Raw genomic sequence first — 23,705 nt, forward strand, 5'->3', positions numbered from 1 at the left:
TCCATGGCTGACTTCCACCAGAACGGCAATATCACGACGCTGCATAATTTGCGCACTCGGTCGCTCGAGGATTTGCAGTACGAGCTTGAAGGGTATTCAGCAAAGCGAAAAATAACCCTTATTTTGCCGTCGCTGTATTCCGAGCTTGAGGGTGCGGCGCTGGCACATATTCTGGACGAACTGTCCGCGGTCCCATACCTGCATCGCATCATAATTGGGCTTGATCAGGCGAATGAGAGTCAGTTCCGGCACGCGCAAAGCTATTTCTCCCGTTTGACGCAAAACCATATCGTGATCTGGAATGATAGCCCGCGGATGAAGGCTCTTGGCGCACGTCTAGAGGAGCTTGGGCTTGCTCCGAAAGAGGCCGGAAAAGGCAAGAACGTCTGGACCTGTATCGGCTACCTGATTGCTTGCGAAGACAGTTCGGTCATGGCGATCCATGACTGCGATATCACAACCTACGACCGCCATATGCTCGCAAGGCTCGTCTATCCGGTCGTGAACCCGAACTTTCCCTATCAAATGGCGAAAGGTTACTATCCGCGTATTGATGGTCAAAAGCTGAACGGTCGGGTGACACGCCTTCTTGTCAGTCCTCTCCTGATTGCTCTGAAAAAGGTGATCGGCGATCGAGACTACCTCGATTACCTTCGTTCTTTCCGCTATCCTTTGTCCGGTGAATTCGCTTTGCGTGTGCCTATTCTGCCTGATCTGCGGATACCTTCCGATTGGGGTCTTGAGATTGGCGTTCTCTCGGAGGCGTGGCGAAATCTTGCTCCTCAATCCGTTTGCCAGGTGGAGATTGCAGATGCGTATGACCACAAGCACCAAGATCTTTCGCCCCAAGATGCTTCGAAAGGCCTAAGCCGGATGTCGACGGATATCTGCAAGGCGATCTTCCGCAAACTTGCGTCCGATGGCACGATATTCACTCCCAACATGTTCCGGACGCTTAAAGCGACCTACTACAGGCAAGCTTTGGACATCCTAGAGAGCTACTACAATGATGCCAAAATGAACGGGCTCGCCGTTGATCGGCATAAAGAAGAAAAGGCAGTCGAGCTTTTTGCCGAGAATATCATCCGGGCCGGTAACACGTTTCTCGAAAACCCAAACGAAAGCCCCTTCATCCCGACGTGGAACCGTGTTCACGCTGCGGATCCCAGCTTCTTGAGCGACTTCAAAAAGGCCGCAGCCCTCGACGCGGAAGAGTTCACGTGATCAAGCGCGATTGCTTATCCACCGGCATTGGTATGGGGCAAAGGCGATCTCTGGACCCGCAGCAACGATCTCTTCGCCGTTTAGAAGATCGATCCATGTATCGCCTTCGATCAAGTTAATCGCAGAGGCGCTGACCGGAACGGTTTCGTCGCTGACGTTGTGAATGGCAAAGATCGACTGATTTCGGTCAAGGCTTTGGCGCCAGATCCCGAAAAGCCTTTCATCGAGCCTGAGCGTGAACTGCGTGGCATTCGGATGAAATCCCGGCTGTTTTCCTCGAATGCGCAGCCTGCGTGATAATTCCTTGATAACGCGAGACTGATCGCTTTCCGGATCGGCAAGCTTCTCCTGAAGCGCGGGATAATCCCAACGGTGCCGATTGATGGCCCGATTCATACCCCGGCGCTCGACTGCATCGTGGTCGCTTGGCGTTGCTAGAAGCGCGTGGATATAGAAAGCTGGAATGCCTTCGAGAGACATGACAATCGTCTGAGAGCAGAAGAACCGGTCGAAATGATGGGCGTCTTCGCCCTTGAACGTGCGTCTCAGCGCATCGAAAAGCGAGCAGTTGAGCTCGTAAGGTTCTTCTTTTCCGTCCTTCAGCGCTCGCATCGACACGAGACCACCGGCCGCGCGAACGGTATCGATCATTTGGGCTTTTTCTTCGGGTGGTAATAGGCCCTCGGCGGGTCGCATACCGATACCATCATGGCTTGCCGTGAAGTTGAGGTATGCGCACCCCATCTGGGCAGGCGGCATTGTCGATTGCCATTTGTGCAAATAGCGAGCTGTTCCAGATTGTACAGCATGCACGATCAGCGGTGGCAGGGGAAAGTTGTAGACCGCATGAGCCTCGTTGCGATTGCCGAAATAGCTTAGATTCTCAAGGCTCGGTACGTTCGTTTCGGTCAATAGCACAACCGTCTCGACTGCATAATCGCACAAAAGGCGCAGCAATTGTACGATCGCATGTGTCTGCGGCAGATGAATGCATGTCGTGCCCGGCTCTTTCCAGATGAACGCGACGGCATCGAGGCGTAAGATGCGCACACCTTGGTCGATGTGCATCCGGATGATACGCAACATTTCGAGAAGGACTTCGGGATTGGTGAAATCGAGATCGATCTGGTCGTGGCTGAACGTGCACCAGACATGTTTCTCGCCCTGTTTTGTCTCTATCTTCTGAAGCAATGGCGTAGTTCGTGGGCGCACGACATCTGACAGATCCTGCTTCGGCTGAGCTTCGTAAAAGAACCGGTCGTAAGGGGGTTTGCCGAGGCGGTAGTCGTTGAACCAGTGGCTTTGGCTCGAGACATGATTGAGAACAAGATCCGACATAAGATGGAAGCGTGATGCGATGCGTCGGATGTCGCTCCAGTCTCCGAGAGACGGATTGACCGCGCGATAGTCCGTTACGGCGAACCCGTCATCGGAACTGAAAGGAAAGAACGGTAAGATATGTACGCCACTTATGATGCCGCTCATATGCTCCGTAAGGAAGTGCTCGAGCAAATCTAAAGGTTTGTGGCTGCCATCTATGATCGAATTGCCGTAAGTGATCAAAACCGCATCGCGCTCGGACCACAAATTGTTGCTGGGCGACCTGGCGCGTCGGCGGCGATGGTGTTCCTCGGGCCAAAAAGCATCAATGATCTGACCGGACAGAATGTCTTTGTCTACGTCCGGATAAATTTGACCAAGTAATTCGCTTAAGCGTGCGTTGAAGAGATTGGTTGTCTTGGCCAGCACCGGCTCGAGCTCCCTGAATGGATGCTTCTGTTTTCCGGCTTTTCTCGTCTAAGTCAAATGGAGGTGCAGAGTTTTTGATGATGAGCCCGGCGTGGTCGGCGCCAAGACCAACCATTTCCGGTATTCTGCCTCACAGCCAAAATTTTGTGCAATGCTTGTTTGGCCTTGTGGAAGGTTATCCTATCAACAGCGCCCCCAAAAGACAGTCGCGGAACAGCGCGTCATCGCTGCCTGATGCTATGAGGATGACTCGCTCTGACGATGCGGCGCATTTTCATTTTCCTGGAGATCGTCTTGCAAGGAGAGATCCGAAGCATGATCCTCTTTCAGCCCCCCGGTAAGTATTTCGTCCATGGTAGGGCCGAGATTGTCGGCTTTCGAGGCGCCGCGCTCGCCCATCGGTCTATCTGCTCCGATGGTACTGTCTATCTCGGTTTGTGCTTCAAGCTCGGCATCAAGCTGTGCACCGAGCAGAATTATAAAAGCCGAGAGCCACATCCACGTAAGCAGGATGATGACGCCACCCAGCGCGCCAAAAGTCTCATTATAAGAGCCAAAGCGTTGAACATAGAGACTGAATCCAACGCTTCCGGCGACCCAAAGAAGGCATGCGAGTACCGCCCCCGGAGTCAGCCAGCGCCATTTGGCAGGTCGCCGATTTGGTGCATAGCGATATAGCATCCCGATCCCAAACGCGCCCATGGCAAACATCAGTGGCCAGCGAATGATCAAGAGACCGTCCAGCAACCAACCTCGTGCTCCGAATAAGGCCGCCAAGGCAGGTATCGCGGCTACGACAAGGATGCAGAACAAGACGCCGACAATGAGTGCCAGTGTAAGAAACAGGGTCAAAGCGCGCAGCTTGAAAAAGCCTCGCGTTTCGACCTCTCCGTAGATGATATTCAGCCCGGCAATGAAGTTTCCGACAGCCCGTGACGCGGAATAAAGCGCAAGAGCAAGCGCCGCCAAGGCTGCGACACTCAATGTATTCTGGTCAGAGCTTACGACGTCGTCGAGTTGGCCCATGACGATATCTCGCGCAGCATCAGGCATGAAAGAGGCCAACAATTCGGAAGCGGACAACAGCATGTCATCGGGCATCATGAGACCGGCCAATGCTACCGCGGCGGTTATTCCGGGGAAAATCGACAAAAGCCCATAAAACGCAATGCCGGCAGCCAACAACCCGACATTGAGGCGCATTATATGCCGCACGAGCCTGAACCCGACATCCAACAGGCCGACCAAGGGAATTTGTCCGGGGCTTTGGGCGGCTCTTCCCCGACTCATGAAGCAACCTTAGCTGACTTTGGCATGCCGTTCTGTCCCTTCGTCTGCTCATTTATGCAGCGTATCGTATGAGAAACATAATTCAGCCTGACGCAAAGCACACCCCGCCACGGGAACTGTCTTGGATATTACGGCGTTTCAGCACCTGAAATTCTGACAACTGCCCTTGCAGGGAATGGAGTTTGCGCCGTGACGAAAGACCATGGACCGTCCATCAAGGACGATGAGACATACAAAGCACTTCGAGACCAAGGTTACGACAAATCGAAAGCCGCGGCGATTGCGAATGCGAAAGCCAACGATGACATGAACCCGTCACGAAAAGGCGGCAAATCCAGTCCGTATGAAAAGTGGACGGTAGTCGAACTGCGCGAGCGCGCCCGAGAGCTTGAAATCGAAGGCCGCTCAACCATGACCAAGGATGAGCTGATTTCGGCCCTTAGGGACTGAAGCCGGGAACCAAAGCGCGAAGAAGGCGTTTGGTCTCTATCACACAAGAATACGAGGATTCTACTAATGGGAATCGAAATTGCAGGTCTGGGAGGCCTAATTCTCCTTGGATTGGCTATCTATGCGATCGTCAACATCATCGGGTCCAGCGCCGGAACCGGCGCTAAGGTTCTTTGGACGCTACTTGTTCTGGTTTTGCCTTTAATCGGCTTTATTCTGTGGCTTATCGCAGGCCCAAGATCGGCGCGAGGCATGGCCTGAGACGCCGTTGGCATGGCGTTGGTCTATTATCCCGACTCAAACCCCGGAATCGCACGCCGAAAGTGCGGCCGGGGTTTTTCGTATCTTGCCTCCGATGGCAGTCTCATCGACTGTAAAGTGGAAAGAAAACGGCTCAAGTCGATGGCTGTTCCACCGGCCTATGTTGATGTGTGGATGACGCCCCTATTAAACGGACACTTACAGGCCACGGGTCGGGATGCGCGCGGCCGGAAACAGTACCTATATCATCCAGATTGGCATGCCCGCCGTCGTGAGACGAAATTCGATCGTTTGAAAGAAGTCGGGGAGGCGTTGCCGTCTCTACGCCGTTGGATCGCGGATCGGCTCTCCGGCGAGATCGGCGCGCGTGATACAGCCGTAGCCGCGGTCCTAGCCCTTATCGATAGAGCAGCTCTACGTCCAGGCAACGCGGCGTATACGCATAGAAATGGCAGCTATGGGGCAATGACTCTCCGCCCGGATCACCTCTTTATTCGGGAGAACTCTATTGGTTTGAAATATACAGCTAAAGGCGGAGACATGATTGAAAAAAGCCTGCAAGGCGCAAGACTTGCCCGCGTACTGGAAGAGTCTTGCGACCTTCCAGGGCCCGAAGTTTTCACATATTTTGGCCATGACGAAGAGCCTTATGCCATCCGTTCGGAGCATTTGTCGGACGCGCTTTCAAAAGTCTGCGGCGACGAAGTAACGCCTAAGGCTTTGCGTACTTGGTCAGGCACTCACGCGGCTTTTCTGGCCGCGCTCAATTCGGTTGATGAACTCCGTATCTCGGACATGGCGACAGCGGCGGCGGAAAGGCTGCACAACACACCTTCCATCGCGAGAAATAGCTACGTGCACCCCGAAGTTATCAAATTGGCTGATCTGGACGCCGGGAAAAGAAAGAAGCGCCTAGCCAGATTGTCGGACAACGGCGCCAGTGAGATGCGGAAGGGCGAGGCGGCTTTGCTGGATTTCTTAAATGAAGAAACCCCTGCCGGGGAGGATGCAGGGGTTTCTTCGTGACAGTTTACTGACCGTCACGTGGGACGAAATAGAAACGCCGGGTCTGAGAGCTGGTTCCACCAAAATGCAACTTTTTTAGCTTTCGTTGAGGTGCCGTCGCGCTATCTCAAGCGCGAAGTGGCAAGGTATCGGCAACGGGCTTAACTTGCCGAAGAAACGGAATGGGTACATGGACGGAAAATCTGACGCGGAACTTGTCGAAAAAAGTCACGAAAACAGGACAGTTCGCAGGCTAACATCGGTTTCCGGGCGTCTGATCTTCGAGGCAATCCGTCGCGAGGGTAATGAAGAGCTTAATCGCACACTCGGAGCCCTTTGGTGGTCCGGTATAGCAGCCGGGCTGCTGATTGCTTTCTCCGTCTGGGGTGAAGCGCTTCTTAGGTCGAGTCTTCCCGACACCGAATGGCGCTATATTCTTGAAAACTTTGGTTATTCTCTTGGGTTCCTGCTTGTCATTCTGGGTCGCATGCAGCTTTTTACAGAGAATACGATTACAACGGTTGTTCCTTTGGTAATGAGACCGGCCTTCTCTTGCTTGTGGAAAGTGGCACGTCTTTGGGGGGTCGTTCTAGCAGCCAATATTGTGGGTGCGTTTGCAGTCGCAAGCTTTATGGCCTTTACGCCGGTTCTCAGCGACGAGGTGCGTTTGGCTGTCACAGAATTAAGCCATCACGCTACCGGAATGCCGGCGATCGAAGGCATGGTTCGCGGTATTCCCGCAGGCGTTTTGATTGCAGCTCTCGTCTGGATGATGCCTGCGGCGGGCTCCAGCCGACTAATGCTGATTATCGTGTTCACGTGGCTGATCGCGTTAGGCGATTTTACCCACATTATTGCGGGATCGGTGGAGATGGCCTTTCTGCTTGTTCAGGGAGAACTTCAAGCGATGCGTGCTATCTTCGGCTTCTTCCTGCCGGTACTCGTTGGAAACATCGTGGGCGGCACGGTCGTATTCACACTGCTGACAAGCGCTCAGATCAAATATGATATCGAAGAAAACGGAGCCAAGAGTTAATGGACCCGCGCAGCACGCTGCGCGGGCCAACTCGCAAAGGCTTTGTGATTTGCACGAGACTGTTAAAGGGTTTGGTCTGGTTGGCTTGCATCCTCTGGCCAAGAAAGAGACGCTTATTCGCTTTGAGTTTCGTTGACGACAGGTTCGACGTCGCCGGCGACGGGCACTTTTCCACCCAGCGACATATAAACGATCAACGCCAATACGATGACTGCACCGATGATCGCAAAAAGAACACCGCCGCTAAGCATGGGCTTATGTTTCTTCTCTTGCTTCTCGACATTTGTGTTAGGTGCGGACATTTCACACTCCTTTCAGTATTAATAAACAAACGTGGTGCGCGAAAAACAGTTCCATCACATTAACGGGCGGACGATCGGTACGGATGTATCAATTGAGGCCAGCTCTCCAAGCTTATGACGGTCATAAATCGTGAGATTTCCATCTTTCCACAGCAGAACACCTTCTTCTCTTAGCCGGCCAAGTGTCTTGTTTGTATGAACGAGTGACAGGCCAAGCGCGTCCGCGAGATCCTGTTGCTTGTAAGGAAAAGGACACGTGTCATTTTTCAAGAGGTCGAGTGCGGCAGAGCGAGTGAAGATCTGGCACAGCGCCCAGGCGACCTTTTCCAGCGCGCTTTTTTGGCCGATCGTGGCAAGGGCGTCTCCTAGGAAGTGCTCTTCCACCGCTGCCAGGTGCGTTAAAGCGTAAGCGCGGTCTGGCAAGGATCGGAAAAGCGACCAGATGTCGGCGCGATTAAAGACGCAAAGGGTCATGGACGTCGTTGCCTCCACAGAATGGCCCATCTCGCCCATGATTCCGGCCTGAAGACCTATGAAGTCGCCCGGGAACACGAAATTAATGACCTGCCTTTCACCATTTTCGAGACTTTTGTAGCGAAGGCCCATGCCGCTCAGTACCGTAAAAAGCTGTGGTGATTTCGAAGCCTGAACTAGCAAATGGGTGCCCGGCTGTACCTCCATCTGTCCGGTCTTGAACCGGTTCATGAAGTCAATTTCCTCTTTTTTGAAAGGCTCGAAGGCGGAAAGCTGCCGTAAAGGACAATCCTTGCAGTTGATGGTCATTTTTTCGCTTACCTATGTCACAGATTATTGCAGGACACCTGAACAATCTCCACGTTGCCGCCACGAAGCATCAGATGGAGCAGGCACGTAGTCTTTATGTCCAAAAATTGTCTTATTGTTACGACCAATGTGGTCGAAGCAGTGGATTTGAGTGATCTTGTTTCTGAAGAGTATGGCATGATCGCTCATGCGTTTCGTGATGCGACGACTGCTTTGGCTGGCATCGCTGGAATTGTGTCGGTTGACCTGGCGTTTGTCTCGGCCGACTTCGAGGCACATGACATGGCCGATCTCGTGCAGGACGTTTTGGGCCGAGGCGCCAATGTCATCCTCATCAACGGTTTGGCTGCGGAGAACCAAGGACCGGTTGGTTTTCTTCAACGTCCCTATTCCTCGGATGACATCGGTCGCATCGTTAGCGCTTTCGTCTGATTGCATCACCGCCACAGTTCAACTCTGTCGAGAGTATAGTCTAGGTCTGCATGCTCAAGAAGTGTTCCGTGGTGGTTATTTAGCCGCGAAACCGGAGCGCTATGCGGAACGAATCCTGTGACCACTCGTTTTCATGGTTAGAAACGGGAAAACGAGAGGATTTTGATATGTTGAACTGGTCATTGATTTTCTTAGTGGTCGCCATCGTCGCCGGCGTTTTCGGGTTCGGAGGCGTTGCTTCTGCTTCGGCGGACATCGCCCAAGTCCTTTTCGTACTTTTCCTCGTGCTATTCGTTGTGGCGATGATCGTCAGGTTTCTTAAGGGGCGAACGCACTGACAGAAAAGATTTCTAACCCTCCCAGTGCGGCGCAGCTTCATTGCGCCGCTCTTCTTTTTTGAAGTTAAGGACTATGCATGGACAGACGTGACGTCCTGACAAACGCTTTCGTTGATGAATTGGGATCGCATACTCGATCTCAGAACAATTTCATCCAGGCGGTCAGACACGTAGCGCGAGACGTTCTGACGATCGAAAAGAACGACCCCGCCTTATCCAACGCCAAGGTTTTGCATAGGCTCGCAGAGCCGGACCGCATTCTTTCATTTCGCGTTACCTGGGAAAGCGATACGGGCGGGGTCAATATAAATCGCGGCTGGCGCGTTCAGACTTCGAATGTCATCGGCCCGTACAAAGGTGGTCTGCGGTTTCACCCGACAGTGAGCGTTGATATCTTGAAGTTCTTGGGCTTTGAGCAGTGTTTCAAAAACGCTCTTACCGGTTTGCCGCTGGGAGGCGCAAAAGGTGGTTCGGATTTCGATCCGCGAGGTCGGACTGAGCGCGAGATCATGAGGTTTTGCCAGGCCTTCATGCGTGAACTGGCACCGCATATAGGGCCAGATCGCGATGTTCCTGCTGGGGATATCAACGTCGGGCCACGCGAAATCGGCTATATGTTTGGGGCATGGAGGAAATTTGCCGGGCAGTACGATGGCGCACTCACGGGCAAGGGACTGTCCTACGGCGGATCTCAAATGCGGGTCGAAGCAACGGGCTACAGCTTAGTTTACTTCATTCAAGCCATGCTGGAACAAAACGGCCGCGACTTGGCTGGTAAGCGGGTCGCAATTTCTGGCAAGGGCAATGTTGCGACTCACGCTGCACTGAAGGCGCAGGAAGCAGGCGCCAAAGTCATTACACTTTCTGATACATCTGGAACACTTTATGCGGCCGACGGTATGTCGCGAGATTTGATTTGCTGGGTGCAGCAGCGGAAAGACGCTGGAGAAGACATCAGCGCACCAAAGGAAAAAGGCGCTTCCTTCGAATCGAATGCCGTTCCGTGGAGTTTTGAACCTGAAATCGCGCTTCCCTGCGCAACTCAGAATGAGTTGACGCAAATAATGGCAAAGGACTTGGTGGACTCCGGCACCGAGATCGTGGCCGAAGGCGCGAATATGCCACTTACAGATGATGCGCTTGAGGTATTGAATGCCTCAGATGTTGTCCATGCGCCAGGTAAGGCTGCCAATGCTGGTGGTGTTGCGGTCAGCGGACTTGAGATGAGCCAGAACAGTTATCGTCGCTCCATGTCAGCACAAGAGGTAGACAATGCGCTTGTCGGTCTCATGAAGGAGATCCACGCTCGTGTGGCCGAGGAAGGAACGCAAGACGGTCGAATTGACTATGCCCGAGGTGCAAATATCGCAGGGTATCGTCGCCTTGCCCAAGCAATCCAAGCTCAGGGTGTTTTGTGAACGGCGCCAGTTCCGCTAATGAAGCGGAACTGGCGCCGAAAAATGTTGTTTAGCCGATAAGAGTCTCGGTAGACGCAAAGAACATCGCTTGGCTGACAGCGGAGCGAACTTGCTCTTCAGAGTAGGGTTTCGAGATCAAGAAGGCAGGCTCGGGGCCCTCTCCTGTCAAAAGCCTTTCAGGAAACGCCGTAATGAATATTACGGGCCGATCGCCGTGCAACTTAAGGATCTGGTTGACGGCATCGATGCCGCTGGAGCTATCGGCAAGTTGGATATCTGAAAGAATGAGATCTGGAATTTCCTTCGCCGCCAAGTCGAGTGCGCCGCGTTCCGTGCGTGCCACACCCGTTACCTTGTGGCCCATTTCGGCAACGATTGATTCCAAGTCCATCGCGATAATGGCTTCGTCCTCAATAATCATGACTTTGCCAGATACGGAGCTGTTCATCTCTTCAACGCCTTTGTCGATGTAAGACTTCGCTTCGCCTAGGCTCACCTGCATCACTTGAGAAACTTCCTTCACAGAAAATTCCTCAATCGTGTGCAAGAGCAACGCCTCGCGCGTATTTGTCGTCAAGCTGCGTAAGTGTTTCAATGCACGAGCGGTAAGTTGGTCGCTACCTTCTTCGTCAACAGGCATGCCCGACGAACTCCAGATCGCGTGAAAAACCTGAAATAGGGCCACTTTGGCCGACACATCTGTACGATAAAGCTCTCTGTCGCTCAGAATCGCTTCCAGTGTTGCGATGGCATAGTTATCGCCCGAGGCTTGGCGTCCTGTCAGAGCTCGCGCATAACGCCGCAGATAGGGCAAATTTACTCCGATTTCGTCGGTCAACGTGTCACTCGCTTCTGATTTCATACTTGCCGCTCCGGATGTCAGGAATATTTGGGAACCAACGTTGTTGGGAAGAGTTTAGTTCCTAACGGCCATTATTCAAAGTAAGACCATGAGTTACATGAAACCAAAGCTGCCAAAATCCCGCGTCGTCGAAGAAATCGACCGCAACCTCAAACAGGTTTTCGACAGCATTGCAAACGAGCCGATGCCTGATCGGTTCGCGGAGCTGTTGGATCGGCTCAAAACGGGCGACACGTCGGTGGCTAAAGGCACTACAGATGACAACGAAGACAAGTGACCCGCGCGAGGAGTTAACCGAGCACTTGGGATCATTGCGCGCCTTTGCGATAAGTTTGACACGGAACACTGCGACCGCTGATGATCTCGTTCAGGATACGCTTATCAAGGCTTGGTCAAACATCGACAAGTTTGAACCGGGTTCGAACATGCGTGCGTGGTTGTTCACAATCCTCCGAAACACGTTTTACTCACTTCGACGCAAGCGTAAGCGCGAAGTCGAAGATACTGATGGCGCCTTTGCGGAAAGCATGGCCAGTAAGCCCGACCATGACGGTCGATTGAACATGCGAGATTTCGGAGTCGCCTTTTCTAAGCTTCCGGACAGCCAGAGAGAGGCACTTATCTTAGTAGGGGCGAATGGTTTCTCCTACGAGGAAGCGGCAGAAACTTGCGGTGTCGCCGTTGGCACAATTAAAAGCCGCGTCGGGCGTGCCCGTGCGCGCCTCGTTGAGCTTTTGGATATGAGCGAAGATGAGGCCCTCGAGATGACAGACAGTGTCACGGCAGGAATCATTTCAAATCAGCAGGCTGTATGAAGTTTCTTCGAGAATGGAAATTCTCTTTGTCGACTCAGCTGGTTGTGCTGTTCACACTGGCGCTATTTCCGCTTGGTCTGATTTCTGTCTATCAAACCTGGGTCGTCGCTAGGGAAACTGAAGATCTTGCAGCAAGGGCTTTGCTTGCCGAGGCGCAGAACGCAGCTGCCGATGAGCGAAAGCTGCTGTACGAGGCAATCGGGTCAGCCGAAGTCATAGCAGGCGCAGTCAAGAGTGACTTTGACGTCGAATTTTGTAGCTTACTCACTTCACAATTCATCCAATCTCAGGACGTCTTTGTTTGGGCAGGTGTTCTTGAGATAGACGGCCGGGTTCGCTGTTCTTCCAACCACGTAAGATTAAGACTGAAGGAAAACAGCGCTATTCTTAAACGGGTACGCAAGGACGAAAGGGGGTTCTTTTCGCACCGCGAGGGCCGCGCCTCTGGTCAATCTGTTCTTGTCGCATACGCACCCGTTTACAATAAATATGAGACTATAGGGATCACGGCGGTCTCGATACCTCATGGTATCGCTAATCGAACGCTTGCGAACGCGAGCGATGGCCTGGATTTTTCACTTACCACGCTTAACAAGGAAGGCGACATTCTCTCGTCATCCGTTGGAATAGATGCAGCAGAAGATCTGCTTCCGGCGGGTTTGCCTTTCTCCGATATCATCGACCGAACAGGTTCGACCTTCAAAATGAAGAGTAACTCAGGCGAAAGCCAGATTTATGCCGTCGCCGAGCTGATCAGTGATGAAGTGTTTCTGCTGGGCTCACGTCCTCTGAAGATTAGCCAAAGTCTAGTGCCGATTGATCGCGCGCGACTTGCTCTTATCTTTCCAATTCTGATGTGGGCAGCAAGCCTGACCGTTGCCCTTTTTGGCTTGCACCGGCTCGTGCTGCGCCATCTTCGCGACCTGCGCAGTGCCATGCGTAGGTTTGCTCTTGGCGAACGGGAAGATCCGTTTCTGGAGTTAAAGGACGCGCCGCCAGAATTGGAGGAGGCACAGCGAGCTTTCAACCGTATGGTTGTCATCTTGTCTGAGGCTGAAGCACGTACGCTTCAAGATCTGCAGGAAAAAACCGTTTTGCTTCGAGAGGTTCATCATAGGGTAAAGAACAACCTGCAGATGGTCGCATCGATTATGAACATGCAAATGCGTAAGGTGAACTCACCGGAAGCGAAGCAAGTTCTTTCGCAGCTACAAAACCGGGTCCGCGGATTGGCGACAATTCATCGATCTCTTTACACCAAACCCGATCTGACAACAGTAAGCGGTTCGGAGTTGGTTACCGAGTTGATTAGCGAACTGGGCGTTGAGTATTTCGCGTCGACCCACCCGGTCAGACTCGAGGTGGACCTTGACGAGGTGCCTTTATACCCTGACCAAGCTGTACCGGTCTCTATGTTTCTATCCGAAGCTATGACGAACGCGATCAAGTATGCCGGCATCCCGGATGGCAAGTCCGAAGCCTGGATCGGTATTAAGCTTTCTTTGGATGATAACACCGTTCGTTTATCGATCGAAAACAGCCTCGGCGAACCGATCGTAGCGCCGTCCGAGTCTTGTGAGATTGGAAGTGGGCTTGGTATGCGTCTGATGCAGGCGTTTACAAGCCAGTTGGACGGACATGATAAGGTCGAACAGACAGATCTAACGTACTGCCACGAGGTTTGCTTCCAAATGCAGCCAGCCATGAATGGTGATGTCAAAGATGCGGATCCTACAAAGAACTGACGGGCTGATTACGCGGCGGCAGATTAAGGCCATCAGGCTCTAAAGATAATCGGCATGGTTATTTTCTTGGAATGCGCCCCTGCGCTTCCAAGTTTCGATTACAAACGGCAAGGCAGCACTGAAGTTAGCAGAACCTAGATATCCTGCGTCTCAACTTTGGACTAAGTGGTGCCGCTGAAGGGACTCGAACCCCCGACCCCATCATTACGAATGACGTGCTCTACCAGCTGAGCTACAGCGGCCCATGTGCCGCGGGGCTATACCACCACCCGCCTGACCGGAAAAGAGCTATTTCTCAGATTCTTGCAACTTCTCGGAGACAACGATTTCAGCATCCTGAACCTCATTATCACCATCTTCTTCGTCAGGTTTATTTTCAATTGCGCCGATGATCAGCGGCAGCATTTCCAACCCTGTTGAAGAGGTCATTTCGGTAGCGGGTGGGGATTTCCAACTAAGCGTGTCGAGAGACTGACAGTTTTCACAGGTCGGTTGCCATTCAGCGTGGATGTGCTGGCACTTGTCGCAGACCCATTGCGGCCCTCGCGGTGCGGAAAGCGCCCGAGCGAGCCAACCCTTTACAACGCTGTCCGCTGCGCCCTCGCCGCGTTCGATCGCGGCCATGATCGTGAGCGCGCGTGCATCTGCATCGACCTCGGCCAGGTCTCCAAGCGCCCGACGCGCGGAAGGAAAGTCTTCTGCCGCAATGTAAAGTTCTGCCTTCACCAACCGCGTCTCGCGATGATCCGGATGAATCCTTAGCAATTTCCCAAAGCGCTTGATACGCGCGACTGGTGTCTCGGATGGCTCGATTTCAGCGAATACCGCGGCAAGATCCGGATGCGGTTGCGCGTTCCAAGCTTTGCTGATGACACGCCACGCGTTCCGCTTGGAGCCTTGCTCGATATATCCGCGAGCCGCCAGCACCGCTGCGGGAACGAGATCAGGAGACATGCGGTTGGCCTCGATGCTGGCCTCTCGCGCTTCGATTGTTTTTCCTTCGTCCAGAATATCGCGCGCTTCCGAAAGGGCCATGACTGCATCGCGGCGGCGATGTACGTCGCGTGGCATGTTGCCGTATTTGAGCTTGGCATGAAGCGTGCGGCGTGCGCCGGCCCAGTCATGGGCTTTCGCCTGAAGTTTCAGCAACGTGTCTTGGACTTCTTCATGCCGCGGTTTGAGGGAAAAAGCGGTTTGCGCAAGTTTAAGTGCAGTGTCTGTATCACCGTCAGCCAACTTTTGGTGCATGATGCCGCGCACGCCGACAAAGCGGGTCTTTTCGTTCGTAAGTAGACGCTTGTAAACCTCTTCCGCTTTGCGTCGATTCCCAGACATTTCTGCAGCTTGCGCGGTAATCAAGTTGGTCAGGGCGGGCTTGCGCAGGTACTTTTCCGCGCGATTTGCCCTAGACATGGCTACGGATCCCTCGCCCGAGGCAAGCGCCATGAGACCCTCGGCCAAAGCTTGGTAACCCTTTTCCTGACGGTTCTTGTCAAAGTATCGGGATAAGGCGGTTTCATCGCCGTTGACGAAGCGCAATACGGCCACGAGCAAACCGGCAAGCTTAAGCAGAAGCCAAATTGCAAGGATAAGAAGAAGCAGCCCGATCACGGTCATGATTGGTGATAGATTGAATTCCTGACCGGCCATAACTATGCGAACACCGCCCTCGAACTCGAGGAGAAAGATCGCTGAATAGCTGGCCAAGGCGACAAGGCCGATAAACAATACGATCTTGAAAATGGACCACAACATGGCTCTGCCCCCGGGCTTTAGTTCAGTTTTTCGCTCAGATTCTGAGCGGCATTCATAGCGTCGAGCCGGCGGTTTGCCTGTGCGACCCAATCCGAAAGAGCGGCCCGACCCGGTTCGGGCAGAGCTTCAATTTCCTTGAGCGCGTCTGCGAGGCGCCCCTCACGTACCGCAGCCTCGGCTCGTGACAACACTGCGTCGGGATCATCACCTTCACGAGGCTCAAGGGAGCGAGCACCAAGCTGGTTTCGCAGGAAACCGGAAAAGCCGCCGACCTGACCGGTCTCGGCAGCGGCAGCGCGTGAAGCGGAAAGAGCGGCGCGCGCAGCGTCCGGAAAACTCTCCTTTAGGGCTGCTGCCGACGGTGCGCCGGTTTCTGCAGCGGCTTCAAGCGGTTCGGGTACGTCGATGCCACTATCTTTAAGATCTGACATGGCGTCGGTGAACGCTGCTCCATTCTCGACAGCGGCCAGAATGCGGCCAACGGCGGCGCGCCGCATAGCTTCCAAGGCAGATTTTTCGGCTGCAGATTCGGACGCGACCGCATCTTCGATTAGTGCTTCCAGTTCGGCGCGCTGTTCCGCCATAGCGTCGCGCTGATCACCGATTTCGTCTCGCGCAGCCTGAAGAGCCCGCTCATAAGCCGCGACAGCAGCTTCCGATGCGCCCTCGGTGACAGGCTGTTGCTCGACTTGGGACAAACGTGCATCAATGTTGTCAAACCGCGTGGAGAGAGCCGCGAGCGCCGCCGCGTTTTCACTTACAGCCGCACCGAGATCTGCCGCCTGAGCGGCAAGCTCAGAGAGTTGCCCCTCGATCGGCGAGAGGTCCGGCGCCGCGGGCAAAGCTTCGAGCCGTGTGGCAAGTCCATCGACAGTCTGCGCTTGCAGGTCTATCTGCGAAGAAAGTTCTTGCAAGCGGGGCATCACATCGGTGTTAGGGTCGGTTTGTTGCGCAAGGCCAAAATACGCAGCGGCGAAACCGACAGCGCCTGCGGCAACACCGCCCAATAGCATGCCACCGAAGCTACCTTGTTTTACGACAACCTGCTCGGCCTTTACCGGAGCAGCATCTATGACCTCTGGTTTATCCGAGACACTTGCTTCTTCGACTTCGTCGACGTTAGACTCGGTTTGTGTCGCTTCATCAGCAAGTGTATCTTCGGCAGTGTTTGCGCCCGTTTCCGACGGTGAGGCTAAGGCTCCGTCCGAAACAGTTTCTGTTGAGAGCAGGTCTTCGTCTGCAGATTTCTGAGTATCGGATGGTTCTTCTTCCGCGCCCATTTCTTGCGCAGCTGCATTATCTCCATCGTCAGGCGCCTTATCACCTGAAGCCTCTACCAAAGGTTGGTTGGTTTCGGATTCCAGGTTCTCGGGGGCTGTGTTCGTCTTCTCGGACACTTCACCACTGTCTTCGGTCTCGGCTGCTGCGTCAGCGAGCTTTTCATCTGATGGCTTGTCGTCCGCCTTCGAGGTTTTTTTCTTAGCCACTTATCAGCCTCTCTCGAATCTTGTGCAGGCGCTTGCTTTTCATGACATTACTGTGCGCCGCCCGGTGTCTCAAGCCGATTGACCCTCGTCCAAAGGTCGGAGACCGATTTGACCATGGCGTCTTGGTCTGGACGTATTGCGGTAACAACCGTTTTCAAATTGCCCTTCCCTAAACGATCAGCGACCTTGCTGCTGATCGCTACGGCATGCACAGGGGCTTCAAATGGTCCGGCTTGCAAGAAAAGCTCGGCTGAGCGGGGCGAAAACAAGGGCACGATCACGGGATCTTTTCCACATAGAAGACGCTTTGCCTTTAGGGACAAAGGACATTCGATCTGCCGGTAAACGATGCGCATATGCGTCTCTAATCCTGCAGAAACAAGTTCATCTTGAATGTCGTAAGCAACGTGATTGCCCCTTACGTACAGGCAAGGTTCTGGCGGCCCATCGGACAGGATTTTTCGCGTAAGTGCTTCGCCTGTGCCGTCCGCTGCGACCGGATCGAAACCGGCCTCTTGGGCCGCAGCCTTTGTTGCAGGCCCAACCGTGTAGCAAACCGCGTTCCGCCGGGCGTCGAGGCGGGAAAAAGCTTCGACCGCGTGACGCGATGTAAAAATTATCGTGGCGGCTGAAAGATCGGAAAGATCCAGATTGCAATTCTTAATCTGCATCAACGGTGAAAAAACAATGTTGCAAGCCGGTCCGAGCGCATCCTGCAGGACCTTCGCAAATCTTTCCGCGGAAGGAGCGGGACGGGTGATCAGGATCGAGGCCGGCATCCATGCTCCGGAGTTGTTTGCGCGCCTCTGCGGTGTTACCTGCGCTTGATCAAGGGTGCAACGTTCAGACCTATGACCGCAACACTGACTATTCTCGGACTCGAAAGTAGCTGCGACGATACAGCTGCTGCAGTGGTGCGCGTCACGAGTGGCTCTGCGCAGATCCTTTCCTCTGTTGTTGAAGGCCAGACAAACTTGCACGCCGCCTTTGGTGGTGTGGTTCCCGAGATCGCCGCTCGAGCCCATGCCGAGAAACTGGATCTTTGCGTTAAAGAGGCTCTACTGCGCGCGAAAGCGCGCTTGGAAGAGGTGGACGCCGTGGCTGTCACTGCCGGTCCTGGGCTGATCGGCGGTGTGATATCCGGAGTAATGTGTGCGAAGGGACTTGCAGCGTCCCATGACCTGCCTCTGATCGGCGTGAACCACCTTGCAGGACATGCACTGACTCCAAGACTGACCAGCGGCTTGGCCTATCCCTACCTGATGCTTTTGGTATCCGGAGGGCATTGCCAATTTCTACTTGTGGAAGACGCCGTGAATTTCACGCGTCTCGGTGGAACCATAGACGATGCCCCGGGAGAGGCGTTTGACAAGGCTGCGCGGCTTCTTGGATTGCCACAACCCGGTGGCCCTTCTATCGAACGAACTGCCATGGAAGGATCACCCGAAAGATTTTTCTTGCCGCGACCACTTCTTGATCGGGTTGGGTGCGATCTGTCATTTTCCGGTCTGAAGACGGCAGTTCTGCGTCAGCGTGACAAGATCATTGAAGAAAAATCGGGCCTGTCGCGGCAGGACCGTGCTGACCTTTGCGCCGGCTTTCAGGCGGCTGTTTCAGATGTTTTGGCTGAGAAAACCAGAAACGCCTTGAATGCAGGATATCACATGGCGGGTCAAAACTTGCCGTTGTGTGTCGCCGGCGGCGTAGCTTCCAATGCAACAATCAGAGCGCGATTGGAAATCGTAGCCAAGGAAACCGGTGTAGAGTTTCATGCGCCGCCGCTTGCGCTCTGCACTGATAATGCCGCGATGATCGCCTATGCGGGTGCTGAGCTTTTCATGGCTGGCCATAAAGACGATATGGCGTTGTCGGCTCGTCCGCGCTGGCCGCTCGATCGGCAAAGTCCGGCGCTTCTGGGAAGCGGCAAGAAAGGAGCAAAGGCGTGATCGGGATTATTGGGGCCGGCGCGTTTGGTACGGCATTGGCCGTAGCGCTGTCGTCGCATCAAGAGGTTCGTCTCTGGGCAAGGGATCGCGACCAGGTCAAAGACATGTTTGCCTCGCGGCGAACTAAACGACTTGATGATGTGGTTTTGCCAAAATCCGTTACGCCGACATCTGATTTGCACGACTTGGCCGACTGTAATCTCCTGCTTCTGGCGGTCCCGACGCAAAAACTTCGTGGGTTTCTTCAGCCTCATGCAAAAACCCTTGCAGCAATGCCACTTGTGGCGTGCTGCAAGGGAATTGAGCTGAAATCTGGTCTATCACCGACCGAAATTATTTCCGAGTTCTGTCCGCGTAATCCAGTTGCGATCCTGACCGGTCCTTCCTTCGCCAACGATATTGCGCGCGGCCTTCCGACGGCTTTGACAATGGCCTGTCGATCAAAAGAACTCGGCGCGAGAATGCAAGCCGCCCTGAAGACGGATAATTTGCGCATTTATAGAACGCAGGATGTGATTGGCGCCGAGCTAGGCGGCGCATTGAAGAATGTCATGGCTATTGCCTGTGGGGCTGTGATGGGTGCAGGGCTGGGAGAGAGCGCGCGCGCTGCATTGATGACGCGCGGATTTGCCGAAATCGTACGTTTGGCCGAGGCGCGCGGTGCCCGACCAGATACCTTGGCCGGATTGTCCGGTTTCGGTGACCTCGTGCTGACCTGCACGTCTGGTCAGTCGCGGAATTATCGCTTTGGGGAATGTTTGGGACGGCAAGAAGCCTTTGATCCCGATGTGACTGTGGAGGGTGCGGCAACAGCCAACGCTATGGCCGAACAGGCACGGAAAATCGGCATAGACATGCCAGTGACCGAGGCAGTAAACGCGCTTGTTTCAGGCGAATTGAAGGTTACGCAGGCAATGGATATGTTGTTGTCCAGACCGTTGAAGGAAGAATGAATGCTTATTGCTTTGATCGCACGCGATAAGGCCGGCGCGCTTAAAACCCGACTGGACAATCGTGATGCCCATCTTGCCTACATAGAGAAAACAGGTGTCGTGACGCAGGCGGGACCATTATTGGATGCACAGGGAGAAATGATAGGCTCCTTGGTCATCCTCGACGTGGCCGATCTTTCTTCTGCAGAAGATTGGGCCGCAAACGACCCTTACAAACATGCTGGATTGTTCGAGAGTGTCGAACTGATCCCTTGGAAAAAGGTGATCTGATCTGTGCGATACTGGTTGTTCAAGTCAGAACCGTCTACCTGGAGCTGGCAGGACCAGGTGGCCAAAGGAGATGCCGGCGAAGAATGGGATGGCGTGAGAAATTATCAGGCCCGAAATTTCATGCGAGAGATGGCCATTGGAGACAAAGGTTTTTTCTATCACAGCCAGAAAGAAAAGGCGATTGTCGGGACCGTCGAGGTAATCGCCGAGGCCCATCCGGACAGTACAACGAAGGACGACCGGTGGGAGTGTGTCGATATCAAAGCGCTTGAAGCTGTAAATAAGCCTGTCACGCTGGAAATGATAAAGCGTGAACCGCAGCTATCAGAAATGGTTTTGCTGAGAAATTCACGCCTGTCTGTGCAGCCCGTAACAGACCAGGAGTGGCAGATTGTTTGCCGGATGGCTGGCGTCGCGACAGATCTGAAGTGAATCGATACGGAAGGTGCCAATACCTAACCGGCACCTTCCGTTCACCCACGTGCTCCCTACACACCACACGCGATCTGGATAAGTCCGGCCGTCCTGGCCCCGCGTCTTGTATATCAATGACTGTCGTCTCCTCCAATCTCGTAGTGCTGAGTATTTAAACGATAATTTCCCGGAGTTTTTCGAGCTTTAGAAAGATAAATGACGCCGTCGAAAAAGCTATTAAGACTTGAGAAAGCCGCGCCGTGCTACTCCGATAGTCGGGTGAGAAAGCAGGTGGTGATATGGCTGTGCAAGGCAACGATGCCGCGCCGGTTATCATCAAGAGAAAAAAGATTATCGCGAGCGGCGGACACCACGGTGGAGCATGGAAGGTCGCCATAGCATTATCCTTTTGTGTTAGGCGCTTTGCGCCCGTTTCAAGTACGCCGCAAAACGGCGAAGCAAACTGTCGTTCTGACGTGTACAGGCAGTCGGATTCTCGACTTGTCTGCGCCATCCTCGTTTGGATGCAGGGCAGACGATGGTGACGAAATACTAATGAGTCACTAAGGCAGTCTCTTCATATCGAAGTGATTTAAAACAAATGTCACGAACCCACTCAGGCCCGCTTTTCCACCTTGTGTGAAACCTCTCCGTCGATCGTGTGTCGACGACCGTCTTGACCATAAGTTTCGAGTTTACGACGAACGCGGCGAAGAGCGGCCAGTTTGGTCGAGGCAGCGCGAATGCCTTGAAGTGCACCTTCCAATATTTTCTGGTTTCGGGAAACCTTGCTATGAATTGCTTCTAGGAGCGTCGAATTGTCGGGTTGGAGCGCGTTTAATGCTTCGAACAAGTGTTCCTTTTGCATTACCAGAGCAGCTGCAGCCGTTAGATCCCCTCCAAGGAGGGCCTCGCGCTCTGCGTCGAGCAGGTCACCCAATTCATCGATGATCGACTTTATCTCATGCGTTGTCATTCTGCTGCTCCATGATGGATTTGAGGAAGCTTTCGGCCAGTCCGATGCCGCCGGACATCGCAATTTTGTCTGCTACGGCCTGACGCTGAAATGACGTGAACTGATCCTCGCCAGCACTACCGCTAAAGCTGTTTTCCTGTGAGCCAAATCCTGCGGACTTCAACATTTCCGCGAGAAAAGTTGCCTCAAGCTTGACGGCAGCCTCTTTTGCGAGGCGCAGGCGTGATGCACCGTCGTTCGAGTCGTGATGCGACGTTGTCGGTAAATAGACTGTCACTGTTTTACCTCGAGTTTCTCATATCTCGTCCCATTGGATCTCAAAGCGGTAAAGAACCGGTAACCGTATTCGGGCAGGACACAGCCAACGCTGCATGAGGGCACCGATTTTGGAGATGTCGTATCTCGGTTTTCGAAATCGAAGTCAGACACGGAACCCTTAGATCGAGATGCCTATGTGGGAGGAACGAATTCTGCCTCTGTGGAAAACGAAGCTACACAGCGGAAAGCATCGCTAGTTGGAAAAAATGCTAGTAGCGCTTCTGGGGAAAAGGGAGCTGCGGCTTCGAGTGAAGGTGCTTTATCTCGATCCTCCGGCTCGGATCAAAAAACGCCTTCCCCTGTTGGAGGACAGGCAGAGTGGTCGCAAGTCGACAAAAAGGCTGCTAGCATGGGGCGAGACTCAGCGAAGAGGCTGGAGTCATTTATCGATGATGGCGAAAACTCGGAAGACGCCGATGTTCTAGAAGATCCAGGTCGAATTGCAACCGACGGGATTAGCGCCGGGCCGACCTCTCAGACCTTCGAACACGAAAATATCACTGTTGCGGACCGTTTTCAAACTGACCGGCCAGCCTCAGATTTCGTCGAAGACGGTCTGATTCAACGGTAAACTTTCGCTAGCCTGAATGAAACTGACGAAAACGACGTTGCACCCGTCAAGAATGGTTGGTCAGCCTTTAATCGTACAACGGGACAAAACAGTCATTCACCAAGCGCCCAAAGCGGAAGTCGGGGACGCCTACCGCCGGAATTTACTGAAGGTCATGCAGCTTCGGAATTGATTGAGCACGAGGTCAGTCATTCAGAACTGAACAGGAGTCCGCACGCCAAGGACATGGTGAGCTATCCCGACAACATGCTGACTACTACAAACGCGTCTTCGATCACGGTGAAGGACGTCTTTGCGTTCTACGAGGGTTCCGGTGTTCGTGAGGGAAACCGCTTTGGGCTGAGCCATGAAAGCGCTGAACTTTCGCACTCGCATAATGCAGATCTTGTCGACGGGGCGGCTGCTGAACACGCAAGAACTGCCGAGATCGGATGGCACTTACGGGCTGCAAATCCGGCGCAGAAGGCGCAGCACCTTCGTTTGGTCAAAGATGCAATGCTCCCTTCGCCAACGGGCATTGCATCGACCAACGAGATGAGGCCTGCGATTTCGAGTACAGCTCAAGCAGCCGATCAGATCGACAGTGACATTCTATCGGGAACGTCTCTGTCAAGCGGACTGCCCACGACTGCAAGACTGACGGAAGTTGACTTGATCCGCGGTCTGACGGCGTCTGGAGAATTGAATAAGGCAAACTCTACTATCCATCCGGAAAGACAGCCGTTGCTTGCGTTGGCTCAGCTTGAAACCGGTTCAATCGCGCGTGAAAGTATTGCGAAGGAGTCTATATTGGCTCTGGATGCGCTCGGGTTTGCTTCATCCGGCAGCACTTTCGAGCCGAATGGCGGGCTACGCGCATTACCTTCGATCTTGCACAATACTGATCTTCCTCGGCACATATCCCAACAGATTATCGCGACAATGCGGCACCAAGCGGACGCAGTCTCGGAACTCCATCTTTCTCCGTCCGAGTTGGGTCGTGTCAGGATCAGCCTGGTATCCAGTGATGCTGGTATGGTCGTGTCCATCGTGGCAGACAGACCAGAAACGCTCGAGCTTATGCGTCGACATGTCGACCTTTTGGCCAAAGACTTCCACGAAATCGGTTACGACGCCGCCGAATTCAGTTTCGGGCAAAGCACTTCGGATGACTCGCAAGATCGTCGCGCGCCTGGCGATGAGTCTACGGCGGTCTTCGGCAAGCCGGATAACCCGACTGCTGGTGAGCGGGGACAAACCTCGAATGCCGCTACGCGCGGCATCAAGCTCGACCGGGTTGATATCCGCGTCTGACAGTTCTGAAAG

27 protein-coding genes, 1 tRNA gene and 1 pseudogene are annotated in these 23,705 nt (G+C 53.7%); 17 read left to right on the plus strand and 12 right to left on the minus strand.

Annotated features, from left to right (window positions below; all coding sequences use genetic code 11):
- Nucleotides 1-3 precede the first annotated feature (3 nt).
- Complete coding sequence (locus tag EZV60_RS05155; RefSeq protein ID WP_135502824.1) at nt 4-1,224, plus strand: glycosyltransferase family protein; 1,221 nt, start codon at nt 4-6, stop codon at nt 1,222-1,224.
- On the opposite strand, the gene EZV60_RS05160 is transcribed toward EZV60_RS05155, so the two are convergent.
- A complete protein-coding gene (locus tag EZV60_RS05160) occupies nt 1,225-2,973 on the minus strand; it encodes a sugar phosphorylase (protein WP_425353553.1) in 1,749 nt (582 codons plus the stop codon).
- A 237-nt stretch (nt 2,974-3,210) separates the two neighbouring features.
- Complete coding sequence (locus EZV60_RS05165; protein ID WP_135502826.1) at nt 3,211-4,263, minus strand: YihY/virulence factor BrkB family protein; 1,053 nt, start codon at nt 4,261-4,263, stop codon at nt 3,211-3,213.
- Nucleotides 4,264-4,452: 189 nt separating this feature from the next.
- Here EZV60_RS05165 and EZV60_RS05170 point away from each other — a divergent pair, with 189 nt between their 5' ends.
- From EZV60_RS05170 to EZV60_RS05185, 4 genes are all read left to right on the plus strand, one after another.
- Nucleotides 4,453-4,713 carry a DUF7218 family protein gene (locus EZV60_RS05170; protein WP_135502828.1) on the plus strand — a complete coding sequence of 87 codons (261 nt, stop codon included), beginning with the start codon at nt 4,453-4,455 and terminating at the stop codon, nt 4,711-4,713.
- A 72-nt stretch (nt 4,714-4,785) separates the two neighbouring features.
- A complete protein-coding gene (locus EZV60_RS05175) occupies nt 4,786-4,974 on the plus strand; it encodes a PLDc N-terminal domain-containing protein (RefSeq protein ID WP_135503017.1) in 189 nt (62 codons plus the stop codon).
- 12 nt (nt 4,975-4,986) lie between these two features.
- A complete protein-coding gene (locus tag EZV60_RS05180) occupies nt 4,987-6,000 on the plus strand; it encodes a DNA topoisomerase IB (RefSeq protein WP_135502830.1) in 1,014 nt (337 codons plus the stop codon).
- A gap of 169 nt (nt 6,001-6,169) precedes the next feature.
- Entirely contained in the window at nt 6,170-7,015 is an 846-nt protein-coding gene (locus EZV60_RS05185) for a formate/nitrite transporter family protein (RefSeq protein ID WP_135502832.1), read from the plus strand.
- Nucleotides 7,016-7,128: 113 nt separating this feature from the next.
- On the opposite strand, the gene EZV60_RS05190 is transcribed toward EZV60_RS05185, so the two are convergent.
- The gene (locus tag EZV60_RS05190) at nt 7,129-7,317 is read right to left on the minus strand and encodes a hypothetical protein (protein ID WP_135502834.1); all 189 of its coding nucleotides are present in this window, start codon (nt 7,315-7,317) and stop codon (nt 7,129-7,131) included.
- Nucleotides 7,318-7,371: 54 nt separating this feature from the next.
- Nucleotides 7,372-8,100 (minus strand): Crp/Fnr family transcriptional regulator, encoded by a 729-nt coding sequence (locus tag EZV60_RS05195; RefSeq protein ID WP_135502836.1) that lies wholly within the window; start codon nt 8,098-8,100, stop codon nt 7,372-7,374.
- A 147-nt stretch (nt 8,101-8,247) separates the two neighbouring features.
- Between EZV60_RS05195 and EZV60_RS05200 the strand changes: the two genes are divergently transcribed.
- Nucleotides 8,248-8,532 carry a hypothetical protein gene (locus EZV60_RS05200; RefSeq protein ID WP_135502838.1) on the plus strand — a complete coding sequence of 95 codons (285 nt, stop codon included), beginning with the start codon at nt 8,248-8,250 and terminating at the stop codon, nt 8,530-8,532.
- A gap of 79 nt (nt 8,533-8,611) precedes the next feature.
- Here EZV60_RS05200 and EZV60_RS19315 read toward each other — a convergent pair whose 3' ends face one another.
- On the minus strand, nt 8,612-8,788 hold the full coding sequence (locus EZV60_RS19315; protein WP_245306228.1) for a hypothetical protein: 177 nt from the start codon (nt 8,786-8,788) through the stop codon (nt 8,612-8,614).
- On the opposite strand from EZV60_RS19315, the gene EZV60_RS05205 reads away from it, so the two are divergent.
- Entirely contained in the window at nt 8,727-8,870 is a 144-nt protein-coding gene (locus EZV60_RS05205; RefSeq protein ID WP_245306226.1) for a DUF1328 family protein, read from the plus strand. The genes EZV60_RS19315 and EZV60_RS05205 overlap by 62 nt on opposite strands.
- A gap of 77 nt (nt 8,871-8,947) precedes the next feature.
- Complete coding sequence (gene gdhA, locus EZV60_RS05210; RefSeq protein WP_135502842.1) at nt 8,948-10,288, plus strand: NADP-specific glutamate dehydrogenase; 1,341 nt, start codon at nt 8,948-8,950, stop codon at nt 10,286-10,288.
- A gap of 49 nt (nt 10,289-10,337) precedes the next feature.
- Here the strand turns inward: gdhA and EZV60_RS05215 are convergent, their stop codons facing one another.
- A complete protein-coding gene (locus EZV60_RS05215) occupies nt 10,338-11,150 on the minus strand; it encodes a response regulator (RefSeq protein ID WP_135502844.1) in 813 nt (270 codons plus the stop codon).
- Between the two features lie 88 nt (nt 11,151-11,238).
- Here EZV60_RS05215 and EZV60_RS05220 point away from each other — a divergent pair, with 88 nt between their 5' ends.
- The 3 genes from EZV60_RS05220 to EZV60_RS05230 are packed head-to-tail and all read left to right on the plus strand — an operon-like array spanning nt 11,239 to nt 13,710.
- Nucleotides 11,239-11,427, plus strand: a complete 189-nt coding sequence (locus EZV60_RS05220) for a NepR family anti-sigma factor (protein ID WP_245306215.1) — start codon at nt 11,239-11,241, stop codon at nt 11,425-11,427.
- The gene (locus EZV60_RS05225) at nt 11,408-11,965 is read left to right on the plus strand and encodes an RNA polymerase sigma factor (protein WP_135502846.1); all 558 of its coding nucleotides are present in this window, start codon (nt 11,408-11,410) and stop codon (nt 11,963-11,965) included. The genes EZV60_RS05220 and EZV60_RS05225 overlap by 20 nt, the downstream gene beginning before the upstream one ends.
- Complete coding sequence (locus tag EZV60_RS05230) at nt 11,962-13,710, plus strand: histidine kinase dimerization/phosphoacceptor domain -containing protein (protein ID WP_135502848.1); 1,749 nt, start codon at nt 11,962-11,964, stop codon at nt 13,708-13,710. Before EZV60_RS05225 ends, EZV60_RS05230 begins: the two co-directional genes overlap by 4 nt.
- Nucleotides 13,711-13,876: 166 nt before the next feature.
- Here EZV60_RS05230 and EZV60_RS05235 read toward each other — a convergent pair.
- The 4 genes from EZV60_RS05235 to EZV60_RS05250 all read right to left on the minus strand — a co-directional run bounded on the left by EZV60_RS05235 (nt 13,877) and on the right by EZV60_RS05250 (nt 17,731).
- Nucleotides 13,877-13,952: transfer RNA gene (locus EZV60_RS05235), tRNA-Thr, on the minus strand.
- Between the two features lie 46 nt (nt 13,953-13,998).
- Nucleotides 13,999-15,465, minus strand: coding sequence for a heme biosynthesis protein HemY (locus EZV60_RS05240; protein ID WP_135502850.1), 1,467 nt, complete (start codon nt 15,463-15,465; stop codon nt 13,999-14,001).
- Nucleotides 15,466-15,482: 17 nt separating this feature from the next.
- Complete coding sequence (locus tag EZV60_RS05245; protein ID WP_135502852.1) at nt 15,483-16,952, minus strand: COG4223 family protein; 1,470 nt, start codon at nt 16,950-16,952, stop codon at nt 15,483-15,485.
- Nucleotides 16,953-16,999: 47 nt separating this feature from the next.
- The gene (locus EZV60_RS05250) at nt 17,000-17,731 is read right to left on the minus strand and encodes a uroporphyrinogen-III synthase (protein WP_135502854.1); all 732 of its coding nucleotides are present in this window, start codon (nt 17,729-17,731) and stop codon (nt 17,000-17,002) included.
- A gap of 72 nt (nt 17,732-17,803) precedes the next feature.
- Here EZV60_RS05250 and tsaD point away from each other — a divergent pair, with 72 nt between their 5' ends.
- The 5 genes and pseudogenes from tsaD to EZV60_RS19320 all read left to right on the plus strand — a co-directional run.
- Nucleotides 17,804-18,898 (plus strand): tRNA (adenosine(37)-N6)-threonylcarbamoyltransferase complex transferase subunit TsaD, encoded by a 1,095-nt coding sequence (tsaD, locus tag EZV60_RS05255; RefSeq protein WP_135502856.1) that lies wholly within the window; start codon nt 17,804-17,806, stop codon nt 18,896-18,898.
- Nucleotides 18,895-19,851 (plus strand): NAD(P)H-dependent glycerol-3-phosphate dehydrogenase, encoded by a 957-nt coding sequence (locus tag EZV60_RS05260; protein WP_135502858.1) that lies wholly within the window; start codon nt 18,895-18,897, stop codon nt 19,849-19,851. The genes tsaD and EZV60_RS05260 overlap by 4 nt, the downstream gene beginning before the upstream one ends.
- Complete coding sequence (locus EZV60_RS05265; protein WP_135502860.1) at nt 19,852-20,121, plus strand: YciI family protein; 270 nt, start codon at nt 19,852-19,854, stop codon at nt 20,119-20,121.
- A 3-nt stretch (nt 20,122-20,124) separates the two neighbouring features.
- Nucleotides 20,125-20,553, plus strand: coding sequence for an EVE domain-containing protein (locus EZV60_RS05270; RefSeq protein ID WP_135502862.1), 429 nt, complete (start codon nt 20,125-20,127; stop codon nt 20,551-20,553).
- A gap of 281 nt (nt 20,554-20,834) precedes the next feature.
- Nucleotides 20,835-20,936: pseudogene (locus EZV60_RS19320) on the plus strand (chemotaxis protein MotB); the annotation flags it as partial.
- A gap of 215 nt (nt 20,937-21,151) precedes the next feature.
- Here the strand turns inward: EZV60_RS19320 and EZV60_RS05280 are convergent.
- Both EZV60_RS05280 and EZV60_RS19325 read right to left on the minus strand, forming a co-directional pair.
- Nucleotides 21,152-21,511 carry a flagellar protein FlgN gene (locus EZV60_RS05280; RefSeq protein WP_135502864.1) on the minus strand — a complete coding sequence of 120 codons (360 nt, stop codon included), beginning with the start codon at nt 21,509-21,511 and terminating at the stop codon, nt 21,152-21,154.
- Nucleotides 21,498-21,788 (minus strand): rod-binding protein, encoded by a 291-nt coding sequence (locus tag EZV60_RS19325; protein WP_245306216.1) that lies wholly within the window; start codon nt 21,786-21,788, stop codon nt 21,498-21,500. Before EZV60_RS19325 ends, EZV60_RS05280 begins: the two co-directional genes overlap by 14 nt.
- 780 nt (nt 21,789-22,568) lie before the next feature.
- Here EZV60_RS19325 and EZV60_RS05290 point away from each other — a divergent pair.
- Nucleotides 22,569-23,693, plus strand: a complete 1,125-nt coding sequence (locus EZV60_RS05290) for a flagellar hook-length control protein FliK (RefSeq protein ID WP_135502866.1) — start codon at nt 22,569-22,571, stop codon at nt 23,691-23,693.
- Nucleotides 23,694-23,705: the final 12 nt, after the last annotated feature.

It is taken from the genome of Roseovarius aestuariivivens (assembly GCF_004761875.1).
In the GTDB taxonomy this organism is placed as follows: Bacteria; Pseudomonadota; Alphaproteobacteria; order Rhodobacterales; family Rhodobacteraceae; genus Roseovarius; species Roseovarius aestuariivivens.